Consider the following 18,738-nt stretch of genomic DNA (forward strand, 5'->3'; position numbering starts at 1 on the left):
CTATACTATGTTAAACGCGAACGATTTAGAACAGCTGAAAGCCAAAGGAATCAGCGAAAAACAGATTGAAGAGCAACTCGCTTGCTTCGTAAAAGGTTTCCCTTTCCTTGAGATAGCGGCCTCCGCTTCGGTAGAAAAAGGTATTATGGTAATATCTAAAGAGGAACAGGCTTCTTATATGGATGCTTGGGACGCTTATCTGGCTAAAAACAAGAAAATCGTAAAATTCGTACCTGCCTCCGGCGCCGCTAGCCGTATGTTTAAGAATCTGTACGAGTTCCTTTCAGCGGATTATAAGGAACCGATGAACGCTTTCGAGAAGAAATTCTTTAGCGAGATCGAGAAATTCGCTTTCTATAAGGCTTTGGACAAGAAGTGCGTGGAGAATACAGGGAAAGATATTCCTGCGTTGGTAGCCTTGGGCGAGTACAAGGAGGTGGTATCCAATTTATTGGAGCCGAAAGGCTTGAGTTACGGACAGCTACCGAAAGGCTTGTTGCTTTTCCATAAATATGCCGATACGGTTCGTACGGCGATGGAGGAACATCTGGCCGAAGGTGCCATGTACGCCAAGAATAACGCCGGCGAGGTGAATATCCATTTCACGGTATCTCCGGAGCATCAGGCTTTATTCGAGCAATTGGTTGCCGATAAATCTGGCGAGTACGAGGAGAAGTTCTCTGTGAAATACGATGTCTCTTTCAGTATCCAGAAACCGAGTACCGATACGGTAGCGGCCGCTATGGATAACACGCCGTTCCGCGATAAGAATGATAAGCTGTTGTTCCGTCCGGGTGGACACGGTGCCTTGATCGAGAATTTGAACGATGTGGATGCCGACGTGGTATTTATCAAGAATATAGATAACGTGGTTCCGGATAGCTTCAAATGCTCTACGGTTATCTACAAGAAGGTGATCGCCGGTGTCTTGGTAACATTGCAGGAGAAAGCCTTCAGATATCTGGAACAGATCGAGACCGGCAAATATACCCATGCCGAGGTAGAGGAGATGATCCATTTCTTGCAAGACGACCTATGTATCAAGAACCCGGATACGAGATTGCTGGAGGACGCCGAGTTGATCCTTTATATCAAGAGCAAGCTGCTTCGCCCGTTGCGTGTATGCGGTATGGTGAAGAACGTGGGCGAGCCGGGTGGCGGTCCGTTCCTGGCGGTGAATCCGGACGGTACGGTTTCCTTGCAGGTGCTTGAAAGCTCCCAGATCGATATGAGCGATCCGGCTAAGAAGGCGATGTTTGAGCAAGGTACTCACTTCAATCCAGTAGATTTAGTTTGCGCCGTTAAGAATTATAAGGGAGAGAAATACAACTTGCCGGATTACGTGGATAAGAATACGGGCTTCATCTCTTATAAGAGCAAGGATGGTCGCGAATTGAAAGCGCTGGAATTGCCGGGCTTGTGGAACGGTGCCATGAGCGACTGGAACACGGTATTCGTAGAAGTTCCTATCGAGACATTCAACCCCGTGAAGACGGTGAACGACCTGTTACGCCCCGAACATCAATAAATACCCAGTTGTAGAGACGAGGCACGCCCCGTCTCTACAACTAGATCCTTAGACTTTCGGTAGCTCCCACGGTGCCCTGTATTCCTTGCACAATAGTTTATCCGCCTCCGTATCATGGAAACTCTTTCCATCCCACGATAATTTCTTACCCGTGCGATAGGCTATATTCCCTAATTGGGAGAACTTGGCGATATGTGCTCCGATCTCTACACTTGCGTTGCAATTACGATTCCGACTCTTGATACATTCCAGATGATTCTTTACGTGTAAGTTCAGTCCCCCTTCGCCGTATGAGTTCTTTAAAGGTACTGCCTCCATACGTGCCTGTCCGTTCACTTTCTCCGGTATCACTTCCCAGCCGCTACGGTCGATCACCAACGTACCGTTCTCGCCTACAAATCCCAAACCGTGATTGCGTCCGTAAGCGCCATCGTCGATACCGATCGCATGATCCCACATCACGGTGAAATCCTTGAATGTATAGATGGTTTGCAATAAGTCCGGGGTCTCGCAAGCGTCATCCGGATAACCGAACTTGCCTCCGGATGCCATGATGGATTCCGGTGCGGTAACGTTCATGCCATATAATGCGTAGTCTAACAGGTGAACACCCCAGTCAGTCATCAAACCTCCCGCATAATCCCAGAACCAACGGAATGTGAAATGAAAACGGTTCCGGTTGAATGGGCGTCGTGGTGCCGGCCCTAGCCACATATCATAGTCCACTCCAGCGGGCACTGCCTCGTCCGGCTTGACGGGGATAGAGGGGCACCAACCTTGATAAGAGAATACACGTACGGTGCGTATCTTACCCAGCTGTCCGCTATGTACGAATTGCATGGCGTCCTGCCAGTGCGGGTCGCTACGTTGCCATTGGCCTACCTGCACGACCCGGTTGTATTTCTGCGCCGCCCGTACCATAATGTTACATTCCTCGATACTATTTCCCAGCGGTTTCTCACAATACACATCCTTCCCGGCTTGGCAAGCGGATACCATTTGCAGACAGTGCCAATGATCGGGAGTTCCTACGATTACGAGATCGATATCCTTATTATCTATCAATTTACGCCAGTCTTTATACAAATGCTTCACTTTCTTTCCGGTGATCTTCTCGGTCTCTGCCGCCCGGTTGTTTAATACGTTCTCATCGATATCCGATAAGGCGATACACTCTACTTCCGGATTACGAAGGAACGCTTTAAGGTCTTCGAATCCCATGCCGTTACATCCGATAAGCCCGACGCCTATCTTGTCGTTTGCGCCCACACCGGCACTCCCAGCTTTAATGAAAAAAGGACTGATGGAAAGTCCGGCACCGAGCAAGGCGGTCTGCCGGAGGAAATCTCTTCGTGTTGTCATATGGTCTATACAGATTTAAGTATACGCGATATTAGTAGTATTTTATGACAATCGCAAATATATAAACCTCATTCTCTTGGAATCTCGTCATTTCCGTAGGTGTGAGAAAAGGGCATTGTAAAAAAAGTTATTAAAATATATAGGAATACTACGTATCGCATAATAGATTACCTTTGTTCCCCGTTATAGGTACTTGAAAGAGACCTATATGAATAATAGGGAGGTGTGATCCTTTTTCAATATGAATTATAAAGATTTTGAAGTATGAAGGTACAAAGTTTTGTTTTATGCTTTTTATTGACGTTACTCTCCGTCTCTTGTATCCGGGAGGAGGCGCCCAATGCGGAAGCGGATATCTTATCGTGTACGGTAGATGGCGATATATTGAAAGCCGAGCCGGAGATCGGCAACGAGTCCGTGACGCTGACCGTGAAAAGTGACGCGGATATTACAAACCTAGCCCCGGTATTCACCTTGACTCCCGGCGCTACTATCAAGCCGGCTAGTGGCACCGCTTTTGATTTTACGACACCGAGAACCTATACGGTTACTTCCGAGGATGGCCATTGGACGAAGACCTATACGGTACGTTGCATCGTCTCTGGTGTGAGCACGGAATATCATTTCGAGCATATAACGATGGAGCCGAAGAATGAACGTTATCAGATATTCTATGATTTCACGTCGAATGGAGATTCCGTGACATGGGCGAGTGGTAACGCCGGTTTTGGCTTGACGGGTGTGCCCAAGACTCCGTTGGATTATCCCACCATGCAAGACGATAACGGATATGTCGGTAAATGCGCTAAGTTGGTGACCCGCAGCACGGGTAGTTTCGGTAGCGGATTCGGTATGCCTATCGCCGCGGGAAACCTTTTTATCGGTACGTTTGATTTGCTGAACGCTATTCCGGACGCAAGGAAAGGCACGAGATTGGGACGTCCTTTCGATCATGTGCCGACTTACTTGAGTGGTTATTATAAATATAAAGCGGGAGAGTCGTATAAAGTGAATGGCGAGGAGGTAAAAGGTAAGAAAGACCAATGTGATATCTACGCCATCTTCTATGAGACGGATGAGAATGTGAAATATTTGGATGGTTTCAACGGGTTGACAAGCCCGAACCTGATATCCGTTGCCCGGATCAGCGATCAGAAAGAGACGGACGAGTGGACGCATTTCTATATTCCTTTCGTGGCTAAGCCCGGTAAGGTGATCGATAAGGATAAGCTGGCGAAAGGTGGTTATCAGTTATCCATAGTCTTCTCTTCGAGTTTGAAAGGTGATGTCTTCGAGGGAGCGGAAGGTAGCACGCTTTGGATCGATGAGGTTGAGATAATCCAGTCCGGTGAGAACTAAAAAAACAGAGGATATGAAAAGATATATAGTATTAATAGGTATACTGTGCTTGTCGGGTGTCATTACGTTGAAGGCGCAGCAGGAAAGAAACCAAGGAATAATCTGGTCTTCCCTAAGGGGATTGGAATATACGGTAAAGGCCGGTATCAATATCGGCGGAACCGCTCCGGTGCCATTGCCTCGTGAGATTCGTGCGATAGATAGTTATCGCCCTACGCTTTGTGTCTCCATAGAGGGCGATATCAAGAAATGGTTCGGCGAGAGCAAGGAATGGGGTATGATGATCGGTCTCCGTCTGGAGAATAAAGGTATGGAGACAAAAGCGACGGTTAAGAATTACAGCATGGAGATCATTGGCTCCGGTGGCGAGAAGCTGAAAGGAAACTGGACCGGCGGCGTGCAGACGAAAGTGGAGAACTCTTATTTCTCGATACCGGTCGTGGCTCTTTACCAATTGAATAACCGGGTGAGTTTCTCGGCGGGACCATTTGTCTCGTTCGCTACAAACCGGAACTTCTCCGGCTACGTATACGACGGATATCTGCGTGAGATCAATCCTACCGGTACGAAGGTGGAGTTTTCTGGTGACAACCGTGCTTCCTATGATTTCTCGGATAACTTAAGAAAGTTTCAGTGGGGAGCGCAGATCGGTACAGAATGGAAGGCGTTTAAGCACCTTATCGTATACGCTGACTTGACATGGGGATTGAACGATATCTTCCAAAAGGATTTCGATACGATTACCTTCGGGATGTATCCGATCTATCTGAACGTAGGTTTCGGATATGCGTTTTAGGAATTGATATGAATCAAAATAAGGCTATCCCGGACAAGGATAGCCTTTTTTATTAAAAGATTATTATGGAAATAAATTATTTTTTATAACTTTGGGGCAATCATTCTCAGACCAAGTTACATTTTATCTTATATTATTAACAAAATTACCATGAAAGAAAACACTAAGAAGGGCGTAAGCCGTAGAGAGTTTTTGGGTCTTTCCGCACTAGGATTGGCTAGTTTAACAATTCTTCCCAGTTGGGCCATTGATGGAGTCCGTATCGCCCCGAGCGATCGAGTCGTTTTAGGTTTTATCGGCCTAGGTCAGCAAGCATTATCAGACTTTAAAGGATTTGCCGCATGTCCGGGCGTACAGGTTGCCGCATGTTGTGACGTGGACACGATGAAAACAGAGCGTTTCAGAAGACGTGTCGCTGAATGGCAAGCCTCAAAGGGAATGAACCAACGTTGTGATCAATATGAGTTTTACGAGGATTTGCTGGAGCGTAAGGATATCGACGCTATCGAGGTCGCTACCCCGGACCACTGGCATGCCTTGGCTACCATTCATTCTTGTCAATCTGGAAAAGACGTATATTGTCAGAAACCGTTGGCTTATACGATCGCTGAAGGTTTGGCTATGGTAAAAGCCGTACGTAATAATAAACGTGTGCTTCAAGTAGGTAGCCAGCAACGTTCCAGCAGAGAGTTCCAAGCTGCGATCGATATGGTTCAGAATGGAGCCATCGGTCATATAGAGAAAATATATGCACGTGTAGGTGAGCCTCCTACGCCGCTGAGCTTGCCGGAAATGCCGGTTCCCGCTAATTTGAACTTCAATCAGTGGATGGGTCCGTTGAACGATCCGAAGATCCATTATCATCCCGATTTATGTCCTCCTATTTCTCTGGATCCGGAAGAGAACGAGAAACTATGGGGCGCATGGCGTTGGTATCAAGAGACTGGTAATGGTTATACCGCTGACTGGGGCGCTCATATGTTCGATATCGCCCAAGCCGCTATCGGTATGGATGGCTCTGGTCCGGTTGAGTTTACACCTAAGGGATACAATGGCACGCAATATTCAACCATGCGCTATGCGAATGGTATCGTAATGACTGAACAACCTTATTTGGAGGATAATCCGGATGCGCAGGGTATTAAGTTTGTCGGTGATAACGGTTGGATCGAGGTAGCTCGTGGCTACATCAACTGCTCTGATCAGTCTAAGATCCCCTCCGACCTGAAGAACTTGATCGAGAAGCGCCCGAGAATGATGACTCCGGAAGAGCGTAAGAAGATGTATGAGGAATATATGAAGAAGCTGAAAGACAGTAAAAAGAAGGGTAACGATGCTGGCAATTATGAGACTAGCGCTCCGCATATGCAGAACTTCATCGACTGCGTTCGTTCACGTGAGAACCCGATCGCTCCGGTTGAGGTAGGTTGCAGTACGAATACGCTTTGCTGTTTACAGAATATTGCCCGTGAGCTAGGCCGTCCGGTTAAATGGAACCCGGCTACATTAAGCTTCGGTAATGATAAGGAGGCGGCTTCCCACCGTTTGTACTGGTATCAATATCGCAACCCGTATTCATTGCCTTATTTCTGTAAATAAGCCTATTTAAATAGAATGATGTTATGAGTAACAGACGGGATTTCTTAAAAAATATCTCTCTCTTTACCGCTGGTGGATTGCTGGCTGGTAAAGCCGGTTCCGTAAATGCGGCGAACGCTGCGTTGGGAGTTGTGGATGAGGTCCATGCCGGCAAAGAGATTGGCTTGCAGATCTATTCTTTATCCCAAGAATTATATAAAGGCGACGTGGCCGCTAATCTTCGGAAGGTGAAGGATATGGGATACTCCAAGCTGGAGTTGGCGGGTTATGGTAAAGGTGCTATCGGAGGTGTTCCTATGATGGACTTCAAGAAAATGGCGGAAGACGCAGGCTTGAAGATCATTAGCTCGCACGTGAATCCGGTAGACACATCTATCTCTGACCCTTTTAAGGCTATGATTTTCAAATACTCGAAGGAGGTTACCCCAAAGATCATGGAGTATTGGAAAGCTACGGCTGCCGATCATGCGAAACTAGGCTGTAAATATTTGATCCAGCCGATGATGCCGACGATTACTACGCACGATGAGGCTAAACTTGTTTGCGATATTTTCAATCAGGCCTCGGATGTTATCAAGGCAGAGGGCATCGCCACTGGTTTTGGCTATCATAATCATAATATGGAGTTCAATCGTGTCGCAACGAAAGAGCAACAGGAGAAAGTGAAGGGAAATCCTTTCGCTGCCTTCATGAAAGTCGGAGACCAGATTTATGACTTGATGCTGAAAGATACGGACCCGAGCAAGGTTTACTTCGAGATGGATGTTTATTGGACTGTCATGGGACAAAACGATCCTGTCGAGTATATGCAGAAACATCCGGATCGTATCAAGGTATTACATATCAAGGATCGTGCCGTATTCGGCCAAAGTGGTATGATGAACTTTGAGATGATATTCAAGCAAATGTACGCGAACGGAATCAAAGACTATTTTGTAGAGTTGGAGCAAATGCCGGACGGACGTACTCAATTTGCGGGTGTGAAGGATTGTGCCGACTATTTGATCAAGGCTCCTTTTGTAAAATGAAGTAACAATCGATAGATCGTAAGCCTCGGGGTCAATAGACTCCGGGGCTTTTTTATTAGATGAAAGGCAACATAAACGGGTCTATTTTGTTTTTATAAAAAGAAGTTTATATCGCAAAAATAAAGGAAAGGATGAGTTCTAGGATAAGGAAGATATTGAAACATACGGTGATCGCTGTTTTATCGCTGGCTGTATTGTTCCTAGTTTTGAATCTTTTCCTGACAGGTCGTTTGGAGCGGTACCTGAAAAGAGAACTGATAGAGCGTACGGCGAATGCTACGGATGGTTTTTATCGTCTTTCTTTCGATAAGCTTTCTATTAGCTTCTTCAAGGGAGAGCTAAGGTTAGAGGGTATTTCATTGGAGCCGGACTCTAAGGTTTTTGAACATTGGGCCGCCTTGGATAGCTTGCCCGATACCTATGTAAGTACCCGGATTGAGGTGATAGATTTTAAGGGAATTAATTTGGTATGGCGATGGAATTACCGGCAACTCCATTTCAATACCTTTGAGATCCGCTCGCCGGAGGTTCGTGTATACGGCTCTTCCGGATCAAACCCGTTAGTTTCCGGACTGGCGGCAGATACGGTAGAGCATGCCGAATCGAAGACCTTGTACGAGGTGATCTCTCCATACATAGATGCCCTGAGCGTAAAGACCTTGAACTTGGAAAATGCCAGTATCTCTTATAATGTGGAAAACCAAGTCTCGCCGATTATCTATACGTTGAATAACGTAAGTTTCCATGCGTATGGTTTTATGTTGGATTCTACCTCTTCACGGAGCGGGAAGCTGTTGTATTGCGATAACTTCGATTTTGTCACGAACCAGCCGCAAACCTTGTTGGTAAATAATGATTTTAGGTTGGAGACGGATAGTATATGCCTCAGTACCCAAGATTCCATTATCTATATCCAAAAAATCCAATTGCTTCCGCAAGAATTATTGTGGGGGGAGACCAATCGGAAACCTACGAATTATCTGGAAGGGAAAGTGCAAACCGTAGAGATACAAGGGATTCACTTTAGACGGGAAGAAGCCTTGAACTATTTGTCCGCCCGTAATTTTGAGATACAATCTTCGGATATTAAGGTGTATGACTTAACTCGGGAGAAGAAGCAGGCGAATGCCGATGCGGATTCTTTGGTGCAAGCCTTATCGTTATATGATGTGATCTCTCCAGTACTACATAGTATATCCGTGGATCAAATACGAATAGAGCGAACCGCACTTCACTATTCCTTAGCCTTGAAAGGGCAGATAGAGGACTTCTCGATCCCTGAGTTTAATTTCCATGCGGAAGGTCTTCTGATCGACTCCTTGGTAGCTCCGGGCGAGGAACTGAATTATTTTCGTTCCATTGCGTTTGAGGCGAATGATATACAAGGGATCATGAGGGCTCGTAATCATCGGTTCGATATCAAGCGTTTGGCGATGAATACGGCCTTAGGCTCGTTTCATATAGATAGCATGCGACTACGTCCGTTGTCTGTTCGTTCCCACAATGATTATTTGTCGGGAAGTATCGATACGATCCGGATAGACGGGTTGGCGTACGACAAAGGTGTTAGCGCAGATTTACTGAAGGTTCGGTCGCCTCGCTTGGTTTATTATAAAACGCCCTCCGTTGAATCTCCGGATAAAGGGAAAAGCACATCTGTAAATAGCCGTGTGGATGTGGAGAGTTTGTTAAATCCTTTCCTTCGGTATCTTTCCATCCGTAAGATCCAGATTCGGAATGCAAATGTGACATTGGAGGATCGTGAGATAAATGACACGACCCGGTACCGACTCAACGGCCTTGATTTCTTTGCTACGAATTTCTTGGTGGATGAGCAAACGAACCGGAGTGGACAATTGTTTTTCAAGTATGATCATTTTGGTCTTAGTTTCCGGGATTTCGATAACTACTTACCGGGAAAGGATCTGCGTGTGACTATAAGAAAAGGTTCGCTATCCACCGTAAATGGCTTTTTCCGTCTACAGGATGTGACCCTGGCCGCTAAAAAGGACTCGATACGTTTTTCAACCCCATTGATTTCTTTAGCGGGAATCCGGATTCCCAAGAATAGCATCTATCAGATCGGGTTTGACCGATTTGATTTATCCGATGGTGATTTTTCTATGTCTTGGGGATCGGATACGACAATATTGCGGACTGAGAGCCAAAAGGATATCCAATTGGCTTTGGAGAATGTGTTTGTGGATTTGAAGAAGAAGACGTTTCAATTAGGTGATCTTCAGCTACAGACGAAGGATATCGATATACCGTTGGATAACGGCTTCTACCGTTTGAAAATCGGGGGGCTGGATTTGAGAAAGTCAGGTTTGAGGTTGGATCACGTACATTTAGTCTCGCCTTATTCTAAAATGGAATTCGCTTATAAACAGCCTAAGCATCAAGATTGGTTTGACGTGAAGGTTGGGAACGTAAGATTGAACGACGTGGATATTCCCGGATATTTCTCAACCAAGGAATTACGTGTGGGGGGACTCTGGATAAACGATGTCTTACTACAAAACTTAAAGAACCGGAAGATCCCGGTGGAGCCTCATATCGTTCCGATGATTTATGAAGGTTTACAAAAGGCTCCGGTCCGTTTCAAGATAGATACCGCTTCCGTTGCCAATTTCTCCGTGGTTTATGAGGAATTACCCGTTAAAGGCGATAAGCTCGGTAAGCTTTATTTTACCGATATGAACGGCCAATTTTCAGGTTTGACCAATATCGTTTCCTATCCGGAGCAATTCATCACATTGCATGCGGACGGGAACCTGATGGGATCGGGGCATTTCACGGCTACATGGCAACTCCCCGTGGATTCATTATATGACCGCTTTCTATTGGATGCCCGTTTGGATAGCCTAGACTTGCTTTCCTTAAATGAGATCGTAAAACCTCTGGCGCCGGCGGAAGTAGTGAGCGGTTGGGCGCAGGATGTGGTCTTTCATATGGATGCCTCAAGCCGGAAAGGACGGATACGGTTAGACTTCCCGTACCGGAAATTGAAAGTGGCTTTATTGAAAGAGAAAGACGGAGAGACCACACAAAAAGGTTTCTTGTCGAGATTGGCGAACTTAGTTCTACGGGATAATAATCCGGCTCATCCGGAGCGAAAAGATAGTAAATTGCGTAAGGTCGATATGGAAATTGTGCGAGATCCCTATCATTCCGCGTTTAACTATCTATGGCAGATGCTAAGACCAGCCTTGGTGGAATCAGTCGGAGTCTCGAAAAAAGAACAGGATGCGGCCTTGAAAGTGGCAGGTTTCTTCACGAAGGTAAAGCGCTTTTTCGGTCTCGATAAAAAGAAGGATAAGCGGGAGGAGATTGATACAAATAATAAGGAAATAGAACCTTTAAAAGAATAAATAATGGAATATACAGTAAATCACTATCCGGAGAAACATCGTTTCGAGGTAGTAGAAGACGGCTTGACAGCCTATGTGGAATATCGTTTAAGAGGAGATGCCTTGGACATTATCCATACCATTGTCCCAAAAAACTTGGAAGGGCGTGGGATTGCGGCGACTCTTGTTGAAACAGCTTATAAATACGCAAAGGAACAGGGGTTGCGCCCTTTGGCTACCTGTTCCTATGCGGTTGTGTGGTTAAAACGCCATCCGGAGTTTTAATCCTTGATCGTAATACCTAACATTCTAGCGATGTCCAGTGCTTGTAAGGAGGTTACGGTAGCACCTTTCAACTCTCCTCCGGGAATCGAGCCAATACGTATACCGGCGATCTCGGAGGAAGTAAGATCGATCCCTTTCAAAGAGGTCCGGTGAAACTCGGCCTCTACTAAATTACAATGTTCGAATTCTACGTTCGTGAATTGGCAATTGTCCAATCCGCCTCCTCGTAAAAAGCATTGATTAAAAGATACGTTCCGGAGTTTGCTCATGGAGAAGATTACATAATCTCCTTTGCAATCCCGGATGGTAGTATGATTAAAGATTGATTCGGAGAAATTCGTTCCGGTAAGTTTACACCCAATGAACTCTACCCGGTAAAAGCCACATCCGGATAAATTTATATTTGATAGGTCACAGTTCTTAAATACCACATCGCTAAACTGAGATTTACGATAATTGCAAGCAATGAAACCACAATTGGTGAATAAGCAGGAATTAACGGATAGGTTCTGTTTAGATACGTCCTCGACGCATAATCCATTGAAAGAACATTCTGTAAAATCATCCTCTTGTCTGGATATACAATCCATCCAGTCCACATCCTCCCGTAAGTTTTTTACCAATCTAGGCGCTGTTATTTTCAACATGTTATTGTTTCCTATTTTAATTTAGATGGTAAAGATAACGGATTTGGGCTAAATAAACGATATCTTTACTTTATAGTTCATTTTAGCAATATCGGAAAAGTGTGTTCGGGATAATTCTTCTACTTTTGCCTTGAAATCCTAAGAATCATGCGAATAAAGACAACGACAAAGACAGAGTATCAACAACGTATCAATGTATTGGTTGAATACATAAATAGTCACTTAGGCGAGGATATCGATCTAAATAAGCTGGCGGAGATATCCGGATTCTCTCGTTGGCATTTTCATCGGATCTTTGCGGAGTTCTTAGGGGAACCGGTTGGTACGTTTATCGTTAGGATGCGGGTTGAGACGGCCGCTCGGCTTTTGCGTTACACGGAAATACCTGTCAAGGAGATCGCTTATAAAGTAGGATATGACGTACCCTCTTCTTTGTCTAAGGTTTTTCGCCAGTTCTATGGTATTTCTCCAAATGAATATAGAAACAATAAAGATTATGTAATTATGGAACCGAATAGAATAATGCCCGATATGGAATTGAAGGTCGAGGTGAAAGACTTGCCCGGCAAACAAGTTGCCTACATTCGTTTAAACGGAGGGTATAAAGAAATCGATTATCCGGGAACTTGGATGCGCTTGCTCCAATTTGCTAAGGAGCAAAACATCCAGCCATTGAGTTTTTCACCGATCTGCTTGTACCATGATGATCCGAAAGTGACCTCACCGGATAAGCTGCGTACCGATATTTGTATGGAAGTCGCTCCTGCGGTTTGCCCTAAAGGGGAGATTGGTACGAAAAAGGTATTGGAAGGGCGTTTTATGGTCGCTCTTTATAAGGGAACTTATCAGCAATTAGGGGCTGTGTATGATACGCTTTACGGCAAATATCTCCCCGAGATGGGTCTTTCCTTACGGGAAGTGCCTAGCGGCGAGATCTACTTGAATGATCCTCGTAATACGAAGCCGGAGGATTTATTGACCCAGATTTATGTGGCGATAGAATAATAAGAGCTAGAGAGGTTTCTGAAGTGAATAAATGAATTAATCTTGATTGCCGTCTTCTCTAATTTGCGGCAATCAAGATTTTTAATATTTTAGACGCAATTGTATGATGTGATAACTTATATACTAGCTTTTACAAATTCATTATCGATCCAATAAGTCGCTTCTTCGGAAGTGAATTTCAATATACAATAGCTCGGATCTATTACTCCTCCAGGGAAATGGGCGAACATCCAGTCAGACCAAAGGGCTTTCTTGATTTCCATATCGGAAACGATCTCGACCTTACCCGTTAACACGATACTGTCTCCTCCTTTCATAAAGCAAACTCCGGCTTTCGGGTTGAGTTGGAATTGTATTGTCTTATCAGAGAACGTGCCTGTAGAGAACCATATTTGGGAAATACCATCCGCTTTTATTTTTCCCATAGGAACCGGACGGGGATAACCCTCTTCCGTAACAGACGCGAGCATAGCGGTGTCACATTCCGTTAATATGGAAATTGCTTTTTCCTCGATTAGCTTGAGGTCTATCATCTGGACGGGTATACATAAATCGATCATACATTTATCTTGTGGATGTTGATCGAGGGGGATGCTTTGATAGATCTCGAATGATTTGCCCGCACAAGGTTTGCATTGGTGTTTGGATGTAAGCGTGTACATCAAGCTCCATGCGGCGGGTATTTCATCCGTTCCTATCTCAAAATGCCCGATCGCATAAAGTCCTCCGGATAATAATCCTTTTGAGATCTCACTTTCTCCCTCTACCTCTTGAGGCACTGTTAAACCGATATCCACACTTAACTCCTTTCCTTCGTGTTGGTAAACTGATATCAGTTTATTTGCCGGACCGTTTATAAGTCCTTTTGGCCCGGCCCATTGCATAAGCTTTCTGATAGAGCTTGGGATCAAGCTTATATCTCCTTGATGATGAAGATACACGATGTGTGTAGCTTGTAGTTCTTTTAGTTCAAAAGTGTAATTCATAAGATTCTTATTTGTAAAAGTTCAATAGTGCAAACATACGGAATGACTATTCTTTCTGGTTGTAAAAAAACGACTTTTTATGTGATAGATTCTTGCGATTTTATTTTTAATCAAATATAAGTAAGCGGTTCATCCGCAGGATTTGGTAAAGTCAGGAAGTAAGAGGGAACGTCTCCCGCTAAACGCTTGAATTCTTTGATAAAGTGGGAATGGTCATAGTAGCCGCAATCTAAGGCGATGCTGCTTAAGTCCGTGTGTGGGGCGTTCCTCAGTACTTCTATGGCATATTGGAATTTTATGATCCGGCTGAATTCTTTGGGGGTATATCCGGTGGCATCCTTGAACTTACGTTGGAAATGTCGCTGGCAGATGCAAATCTTGTCGATCAAGTTTTGTACGGGTAGCTGTCCGTAGGACTGTTTTATAAATGAGGTGGCGTATATAATTTGTCTGTCTACTTGAATGGATTGGGTGAGAAGGCGTATAAGATAGCCTTCGATAATGCGGATACGGACGGAATCGTCCGGTTGTTCGCAAAGCATCTCGGCAAAGGAATTATCGAATAAAAGGTTAATATCTGAAGACTGGATGCGAAGATCGGCAAACTGTCCCAAAGGCTCATTCGTGAAAGCTGCCAGCCCACAGGGTTGGAAACGAACTCCTAGCATATGTAGGGAATCTGTCGTAGCGGTAAGATTGGAATAAGACCTCATGGGACCGACAAAAAAGGAACGATAAGGTTGCATGATCATCGAATGCTCGTCCGTAGGGACGGTCATGTTACCGATTGAGAAGATAAAGTCGGTGCATCCGTCCGCGAGGATCTTAAAACGTGTCCCGATGTCGGTAAAGCCTTTGAACACCCAGAACTTGTCGATAAAGGGCACTAAGGCTGCGCAGGGGGTAAATTCGTGATACATAGTGCTTCTTTCGCTTGTTTTATACGGCGAAGATACTATTAAAAAATCATAGTTATGAAATTTTCAAAACATAGTTATGAGTTGAACAAATCATAACTATGTTTTTTTATTTGTTTTTATAGGAGTGGGAGATAGTCGGCATATCCCTCTTCTTCCATCTTTGCTTTAGGGATAAATCTTAATGACGCGCTGTTGATGCAGTATCGTAACCCACCTTTGTCGGCTGGGCCATCATTAAAAACGTGCCCTAGATGTGCATCTCCTGTTTTGCTGCGTATCTCAATCCGTTTCATCCCGTGGGAAAGATCCGTTTTTTCCATCACCAAGCTCTTGTCTATCGGCTTGGAGAAACTAGGCCATCCGCAACCCGAATCAAACTTATCGGTAGAGATAAACAAAGGTTCCCCAGTCGTGATATCTACGTAGATGCCTTCACGCTTTTCATTCCAATATTCATTCTTGAAAGCTCTTTCCGTAGCGTTTTGCTGTGTTACCGCATATTGTTCGGCGGTGAGTTTAGAGCGCAATGTCTGATCATCCGGTTTCTGGAATTTCTTTTGCGATACAGGCTTGTTCGAGGCTTTCCCCTTATTAGCCTTTCGGGCGAAATCGAATAGATCCGGGCTTATGTGGCAATAACCGTCCGGGTGTTTATCTAAATAATCCTGATGATAGTCTTCTGCCGGATAGAAATTACTTAATGGCTGAATCTCTACGACGATGGGCTTGGTATAATTCTTGGCCAATGCCTCCACGGTCTCTTTGATGATCGGCAGATCGTCCGTATTCGTATAATAGATGCCGGTACGATACTGTGATCCGATATCGTTGCCTTGCCGGTTGATACTTGTCGGATCTATCGTCTTGAAGAATAGTTCGATCAATAACTTCAAATCGGCTTGTCGCGGATCGTAGCTAACTTCCACTGTCTCGGCGAATCCGGTATTATCGTTACACACTTGTTCGTAAGTCGGGTTTTTGATACTCATCTTCCCGTTCGCGTAACCTACTCGGGTATTCGTAACGCCATCGATTTGCTTCATGAAATGTTCTGTTCCCCAGAAACATCCACCGGCAAAATAAATTTCACTTTGGGTATTCATTCTTGTTGTTTTTGAAAGTTGATCACTCATTGTCGTTCTCGCGATTGCTAGTCCGTTTGATACTAGCAAAGCTATAAATAAAATTAGATGTTTCATATACTTTTTCTTTATTATCGTGAAGGGATGAGATCCATTATATTATATAACCAGAATAGCAGGAAATGGTTCTCCACCAAAGGCTTGATCCCGGCGGCCTCGGTCGGGGTGAATTTAAAGAAACTGATAATTGATTTCATATTCTTGTTCATCTTAATGTTTAATCTATAATCCGTAATTTTTGTTCTTTGATAATTTAGTCTGTCGTTATGAGAAAAACTGACAAGATTTGTCGCGTAAATAACTAATTCATGATTGAACGTATTGTTTTTCTTAATTGTATATTTGTAGCTGAGATTACATTAATGGGATAAAAGCATATGGAGGCTTAGGACATTGGAAAAGAGAATTGGCATGATTCAGTATTTTTGGCAAATCATATATGCCCACACGATCGCATATTTTGTCGCGGGGGTATTTGCCCTTTTGGTGATGAACTATCGGGATTTGTTCGCTACCGATGTGATATCCTCATTTATGAAGCCGGTCGATGAGCCAATCGTGGTGTTAGGGCCTGTTCTGCAGATATTTCGCGGGATACTGTTGGCTTTGGTGTTATTGCCTTTACGGAAGGTGTTTTTTGAGGAAAAGAACGGCTTAATGAAATTAGGCGTAATAATCCTAGGATTGTCCTTGCTATCAACCATTGGGCCGACAATGGGATCCTTTGAAGGATACATATATACGAAAATACCCTATATGTATCAAATGTTGGGTTATCCGGAGGCGATACTATACGTGTTGTTGTTTATCGGGATATTGCATGTCTCGATAAAATATGCTCACAGGAGAATAATCACCTTGTTATCTATATTGATAATGGCGTTGATATGCTTTTTGGGGATAATGAGCTTTGTGATGGCGTGACGTATCTTAAATAATGGGCAATATCTCCGCCCAAATATGCTTCTTTAAATCCACGCACCCGTTCTTTTTGAAAGCGATGCCTTCTTTTTCCAGCAGTTCCCTTTGTTCCGTCCAATTGGGAGCCAATCTTCCTTGGCTGTTTACTACCCTGTGGCAAGGCAAGTTCAGCTCTCTCGGGGCGTTGAACATGGCTTGCCCTACCATGCGGGAACATTGTGGCCTCCGGGCGAGTTTGGCTAACTGCCCGTAGGTAACCACATTTCCCTCCGGTATTTCCTTTACGATGTTGTAAACTTCCGTGTAAAAATCAGCCTTCATCGATTCTCGCTTTTATCTTGCCCCATGCGTGCGTATCGAGGCTACAAATACGCATCGTCTCGCACATCTCCTTGAAGCGAGACATCGGGATCGTGAAACTCAATACGTTGCTTTCCACATAAGGGCGGGCCGAGGGATCGAAGAAGCCGAGGAAAGCACGGTGCCCGCCACGCCGGTTCTCATTGACGGCTTGCGTAATGGTTGCGCTACATCCCGAGCCAAAAGGCGTGGAGATGGCCTCGGGCGAGTTATTGTCGAAAAACGCCCACGTGACCAAGCCGGACAGGATATCCGGGGTAGCGAGGAACAAAAGCCCTTCCACATCCTCGAAGGAAGTAAGCCGGTCGATTCTTGCGAAATGGATATATTGCTTGGTCGCCCTTTGTACATCTATCTTCTTGATGCCTTCCAGAACCATCTCGGGTGTTTGCTTATATCGTTCTTTCAAGGAAACAAAGTTAGGTACATGTTCCGGCATGGGAGTGAATCCGGTATAGAATTTCCCACCTCCGCAACCGATGCTTTCTCCGCTCATGCTGATAATCTCCCCGTTCCTTATGGCGGGAAGCGCTTTAAACAGGCAACCTTGCGTCTTCCTTAATTCTCCCGATAGAGTATCGGAATACCAGAAAGCGATCGGTAATTCCGCTTTGCCGGAGAATGTCTCCTGATAGTTGTCGATAAACGTTTGAATATCCATATGCGATTGATTTAGGTTGATTTATACTTACCAATCGATTTCCGGGATGCCTTTACCCCGTAAGAAATCATTAGCCTTACTGAAATGCTTACAACCGAAGAAACCATATTCGGCGGAGCGGGGAGATGGATGTACGGTCGTTAGGACCAAATGTCGGCTCGTATCGATAAGGGAAATCTTGGCTTTAGCGTAACTGCCCCATAACATGAATATTAGATTTTCCCGTTCGTCGCTTAATTTCTTGATAACGGCATCCGTGAACGTTTCCCATCCCCTGTTCCGGTGCGAGCCTGTTTGGTGGGCACGGACCGTGAGGACGGAATTCATCGGAAATACGCCTTGGCTTACCCAACGATCCAAATTCCCGGAGGAAGGAATCGGTTTCCCAAGATCATCGTAGATTTCTTTGAATATATTCATCAAGGAACCGGGAATCGCCACGCCATCGGGTACCGAGAAGCAGACCCCATAGTATTGCCCCGGATTTGGATAGGGGTCTTGTCCCAAGATAACGACTTTTACCTTCTCAAACGGGCATGCGTTAAATATATGGAATATCTGGGGCCCGGGAGGAAGTACGTGCGCTTGCTTATATTCGTTTTTGACAAATGTCACCAATTGCTCGAAATAAGGCTTGTCAAATTCTTCTTGCAGACGTTTTCTCCAACTTTCATCTATTCTAACATTCATGGTGTTTTTCTTATTCTTCCACCAAAGGTACGGAGAAAAGCTTAAAATTCGAGGATTTTGTGTAAGTTTGCCTTCCGATTTGAATTTAAATAAGAAAAC

General features: G+C 44.7%; 18 protein-coding genes and 1 pseudogene. 9 read left to right on the top strand and 10 right to left on the bottom strand.

All coding sequences use genetic code 11. The features are described 5' to 3' along the window. Positions 1 to 7: 7 nt before the first annotated feature. Positions 8 to 1,528: a DUF4301 family protein gene (locus CI959_RS12485; protein ID WP_095231455.1), complete on the top strand. Its 1,521-nt coding sequence runs from the start codon at positions 8 to 10 to the stop codon at positions 1,526 to 1,528. 48 nt (positions 1,529 to 1,576) lie between these two features. Here the strand turns inward: CI959_RS12485 and CI959_RS12490 are convergent, their stop codons facing one another. Then, positions 1,577 to 2,890: a Gfo/Idh/MocA family protein gene (locus CI959_RS12490; protein ID WP_095231456.1), complete on the bottom strand. Its 1,314-nt coding sequence runs from the start codon at positions 2,888 to 2,890 to the stop codon at positions 1,577 to 1,579. A gap of 264 nt (positions 2,891 to 3,154) precedes the next feature. Here CI959_RS12490 and CI959_RS12495 point away from each other — a divergent pair, with 264 nt between their 5' ends. From CI959_RS12495 to CI959_RS12520, 6 genes are all read left to right on the top strand, one after another. Then, positions 3,155 to 4,249: a PCMD domain-containing protein gene (locus tag CI959_RS12495; protein WP_095231457.1), complete on the top strand. Its 1,095-nt coding sequence runs from the start codon at positions 3,155 to 3,157 to the stop codon at positions 4,247 to 4,249. 13 nt (positions 4,250 to 4,262) lie between these two features. After that, positions 4,263 to 5,045: a porin family protein gene (locus CI959_RS12500; protein ID WP_008780069.1), complete on the top strand. Its 783-nt coding sequence runs from the start codon at positions 4,263 to 4,265 to the stop codon at positions 5,043 to 5,045. 150 nt (positions 5,046 to 5,195) lie between these two features. Next, a complete protein-coding gene (locus CI959_RS12505) occupies positions 5,196 to 6,644 on the top strand; it encodes a Gfo/Idh/MocA family protein (protein WP_005854493.1) in 1,449 nt (482 codons plus the stop codon). Positions 6,645 to 6,667: 23 nt separating this feature from the next. Continuing rightward, complete coding sequence (locus tag CI959_RS12510; RefSeq protein ID WP_005854495.1) at positions 6,668 to 7,672, top strand: sugar phosphate isomerase/epimerase; 1,005 nt, start codon at positions 6,668 to 6,670, stop codon at positions 7,670 to 7,672. Between the two features lie 131 nt (positions 7,673 to 7,803). Next, positions 7,804 to 11,043, top strand: a complete 3,240-nt coding sequence (locus CI959_RS12515; protein ID WP_095231458.1) for a hypothetical protein — start codon at positions 7,804 to 7,806, stop codon at positions 11,041 to 11,043. 3 nt (positions 11,044 to 11,046) lie between these two features. Beyond that, positions 11,047 to 11,307, top strand: coding sequence for a GNAT family N-acetyltransferase (locus CI959_RS12520; protein ID WP_005864416.1), 261 nt, complete (start codon positions 11,047 to 11,049; stop codon positions 11,305 to 11,307). Here CI959_RS12520 and CI959_RS12525 read toward each other — a convergent pair. Then, positions 11,304 to 11,954 (bottom strand): pentapeptide repeat-containing protein, encoded by a 651-nt coding sequence (locus CI959_RS12525; RefSeq protein ID WP_005854501.1) that lies wholly within the window; start codon positions 11,952 to 11,954, stop codon positions 11,304 to 11,306. The genes CI959_RS12520 and CI959_RS12525 overlap by 4 nt on opposite strands. 147 nt (positions 11,955 to 12,101) lie before the next feature. Here CI959_RS12525 and CI959_RS12530 point away from each other — a divergent pair, with 147 nt between their 5' ends. Further along, positions 12,102 to 12,959 carry a GyrI-like domain-containing protein gene (locus CI959_RS12530; RefSeq protein WP_095231459.1) on the top strand — a complete coding sequence of 286 codons (858 nt, stop codon included), beginning with the start codon at positions 12,102 to 12,104 and terminating at the stop codon, positions 12,957 to 12,959. Positions 12,960 to 13,075: 116 nt separating this feature from the next. Here CI959_RS12530 and CI959_RS21840 read toward each other — a convergent pair whose 3' ends face one another. The 5 genes and pseudogenes from CI959_RS21840 to CI959_RS12550 form a co-directional block, all read right to left on the bottom strand. Then, entirely contained in the window at positions 13,076 to 13,492 is a 417-nt protein-coding gene (locus CI959_RS21840) for a pyridoxamine 5'-phosphate oxidase family protein (RefSeq protein ID WP_227154481.1), read from the bottom strand. A gap of 15 nt (positions 13,493 to 13,507) precedes the next feature. Beyond that, positions 13,508 to 13,945: pseudogene (locus CI959_RS21845) on the bottom strand (GyrI-like domain-containing protein); the annotation flags it as partial. 110 nt (positions 13,946 to 14,055) lie between these two features. Beyond that, positions 14,056 to 14,865 carry a helix-turn-helix domain-containing protein gene (locus tag CI959_RS12540; protein ID WP_011966669.1) on the bottom strand — a complete coding sequence of 270 codons (810 nt, stop codon included), beginning with the start codon at positions 14,863 to 14,865 and terminating at the stop codon, positions 14,056 to 14,058. Positions 14,866 to 14,981: 116 nt separating this feature from the next. Then, positions 14,982 to 16,064 carry a peptide-methionine (R)-S-oxide reductase MsrB gene (msrB, locus tag CI959_RS12545; RefSeq protein ID WP_009018127.1) on the bottom strand — a complete coding sequence of 361 codons (1,083 nt, stop codon included), beginning with the start codon at positions 16,062 to 16,064 and terminating at the stop codon, positions 14,982 to 14,984. A 14-nt stretch (positions 16,065 to 16,078) separates the two neighbouring features. Further along, positions 16,079 to 16,204 carry a DUF417 family protein gene (locus tag CI959_RS12550; RefSeq protein ID WP_197730312.1) on the bottom strand — a complete coding sequence of 42 codons (126 nt, stop codon included), beginning with the start codon at positions 16,202 to 16,204 and terminating at the stop codon, positions 16,079 to 16,081. 214 nt (positions 16,205 to 16,418) lie between these two features. On the opposite strand from CI959_RS12550, the gene CI959_RS12555 reads away from it, so the two are divergent. Further along, positions 16,419 to 16,931, top strand: a complete 513-nt coding sequence (locus CI959_RS12555; RefSeq protein ID WP_230327247.1) for a hypothetical protein — start codon at positions 16,419 to 16,421, stop codon at positions 16,929 to 16,931. Positions 16,932 to 16,937: 6 nt separating this feature from the next. Here the strand turns inward: CI959_RS12555 and CI959_RS12560 are convergent, their stop codons facing one another. Genes CI959_RS12560 through ung form a run of 3 tightly spaced genes read right to left on the bottom strand, consistent with a single transcriptional unit; the run spans position 16,938 to position 18,639 of the window. Beyond that, a complete protein-coding gene (locus tag CI959_RS12560; RefSeq protein WP_005854515.1) occupies positions 16,938 to 17,249 on the bottom strand; it encodes an MGMT family protein in 312 nt (103 codons plus the stop codon). Beyond that, positions 17,239 to 17,949 carry a DUF169 domain-containing protein gene (locus CI959_RS12565; protein ID WP_011966667.1) on the bottom strand — a complete coding sequence of 237 codons (711 nt, stop codon included), beginning with the start codon at positions 17,947 to 17,949 and terminating at the stop codon, positions 17,239 to 17,241. The genes CI959_RS12560 and CI959_RS12565 overlap by 11 nt, the downstream gene beginning before the upstream one ends. A gap of 27 nt (positions 17,950 to 17,976) precedes the next feature. Beyond that, complete coding sequence (ung, locus tag CI959_RS12570; RefSeq protein ID WP_011966666.1) at positions 17,977 to 18,639, bottom strand: uracil-DNA glycosylase; 663 nt, start codon at positions 18,637 to 18,639, stop codon at positions 17,977 to 17,979. Between the last annotated feature and the right edge of the window lie 99 nt (positions 18,640 to 18,738).

Origin of the sequence: Parabacteroides sp. AT13 (assembly GCF_002272965.1) — a bacterium.
GTDB classification, from domain to species: Bacteria; Bacteroidota; Bacteroidia; order Bacteroidales; family Tannerellaceae; genus Parabacteroides; species Parabacteroides distasonis.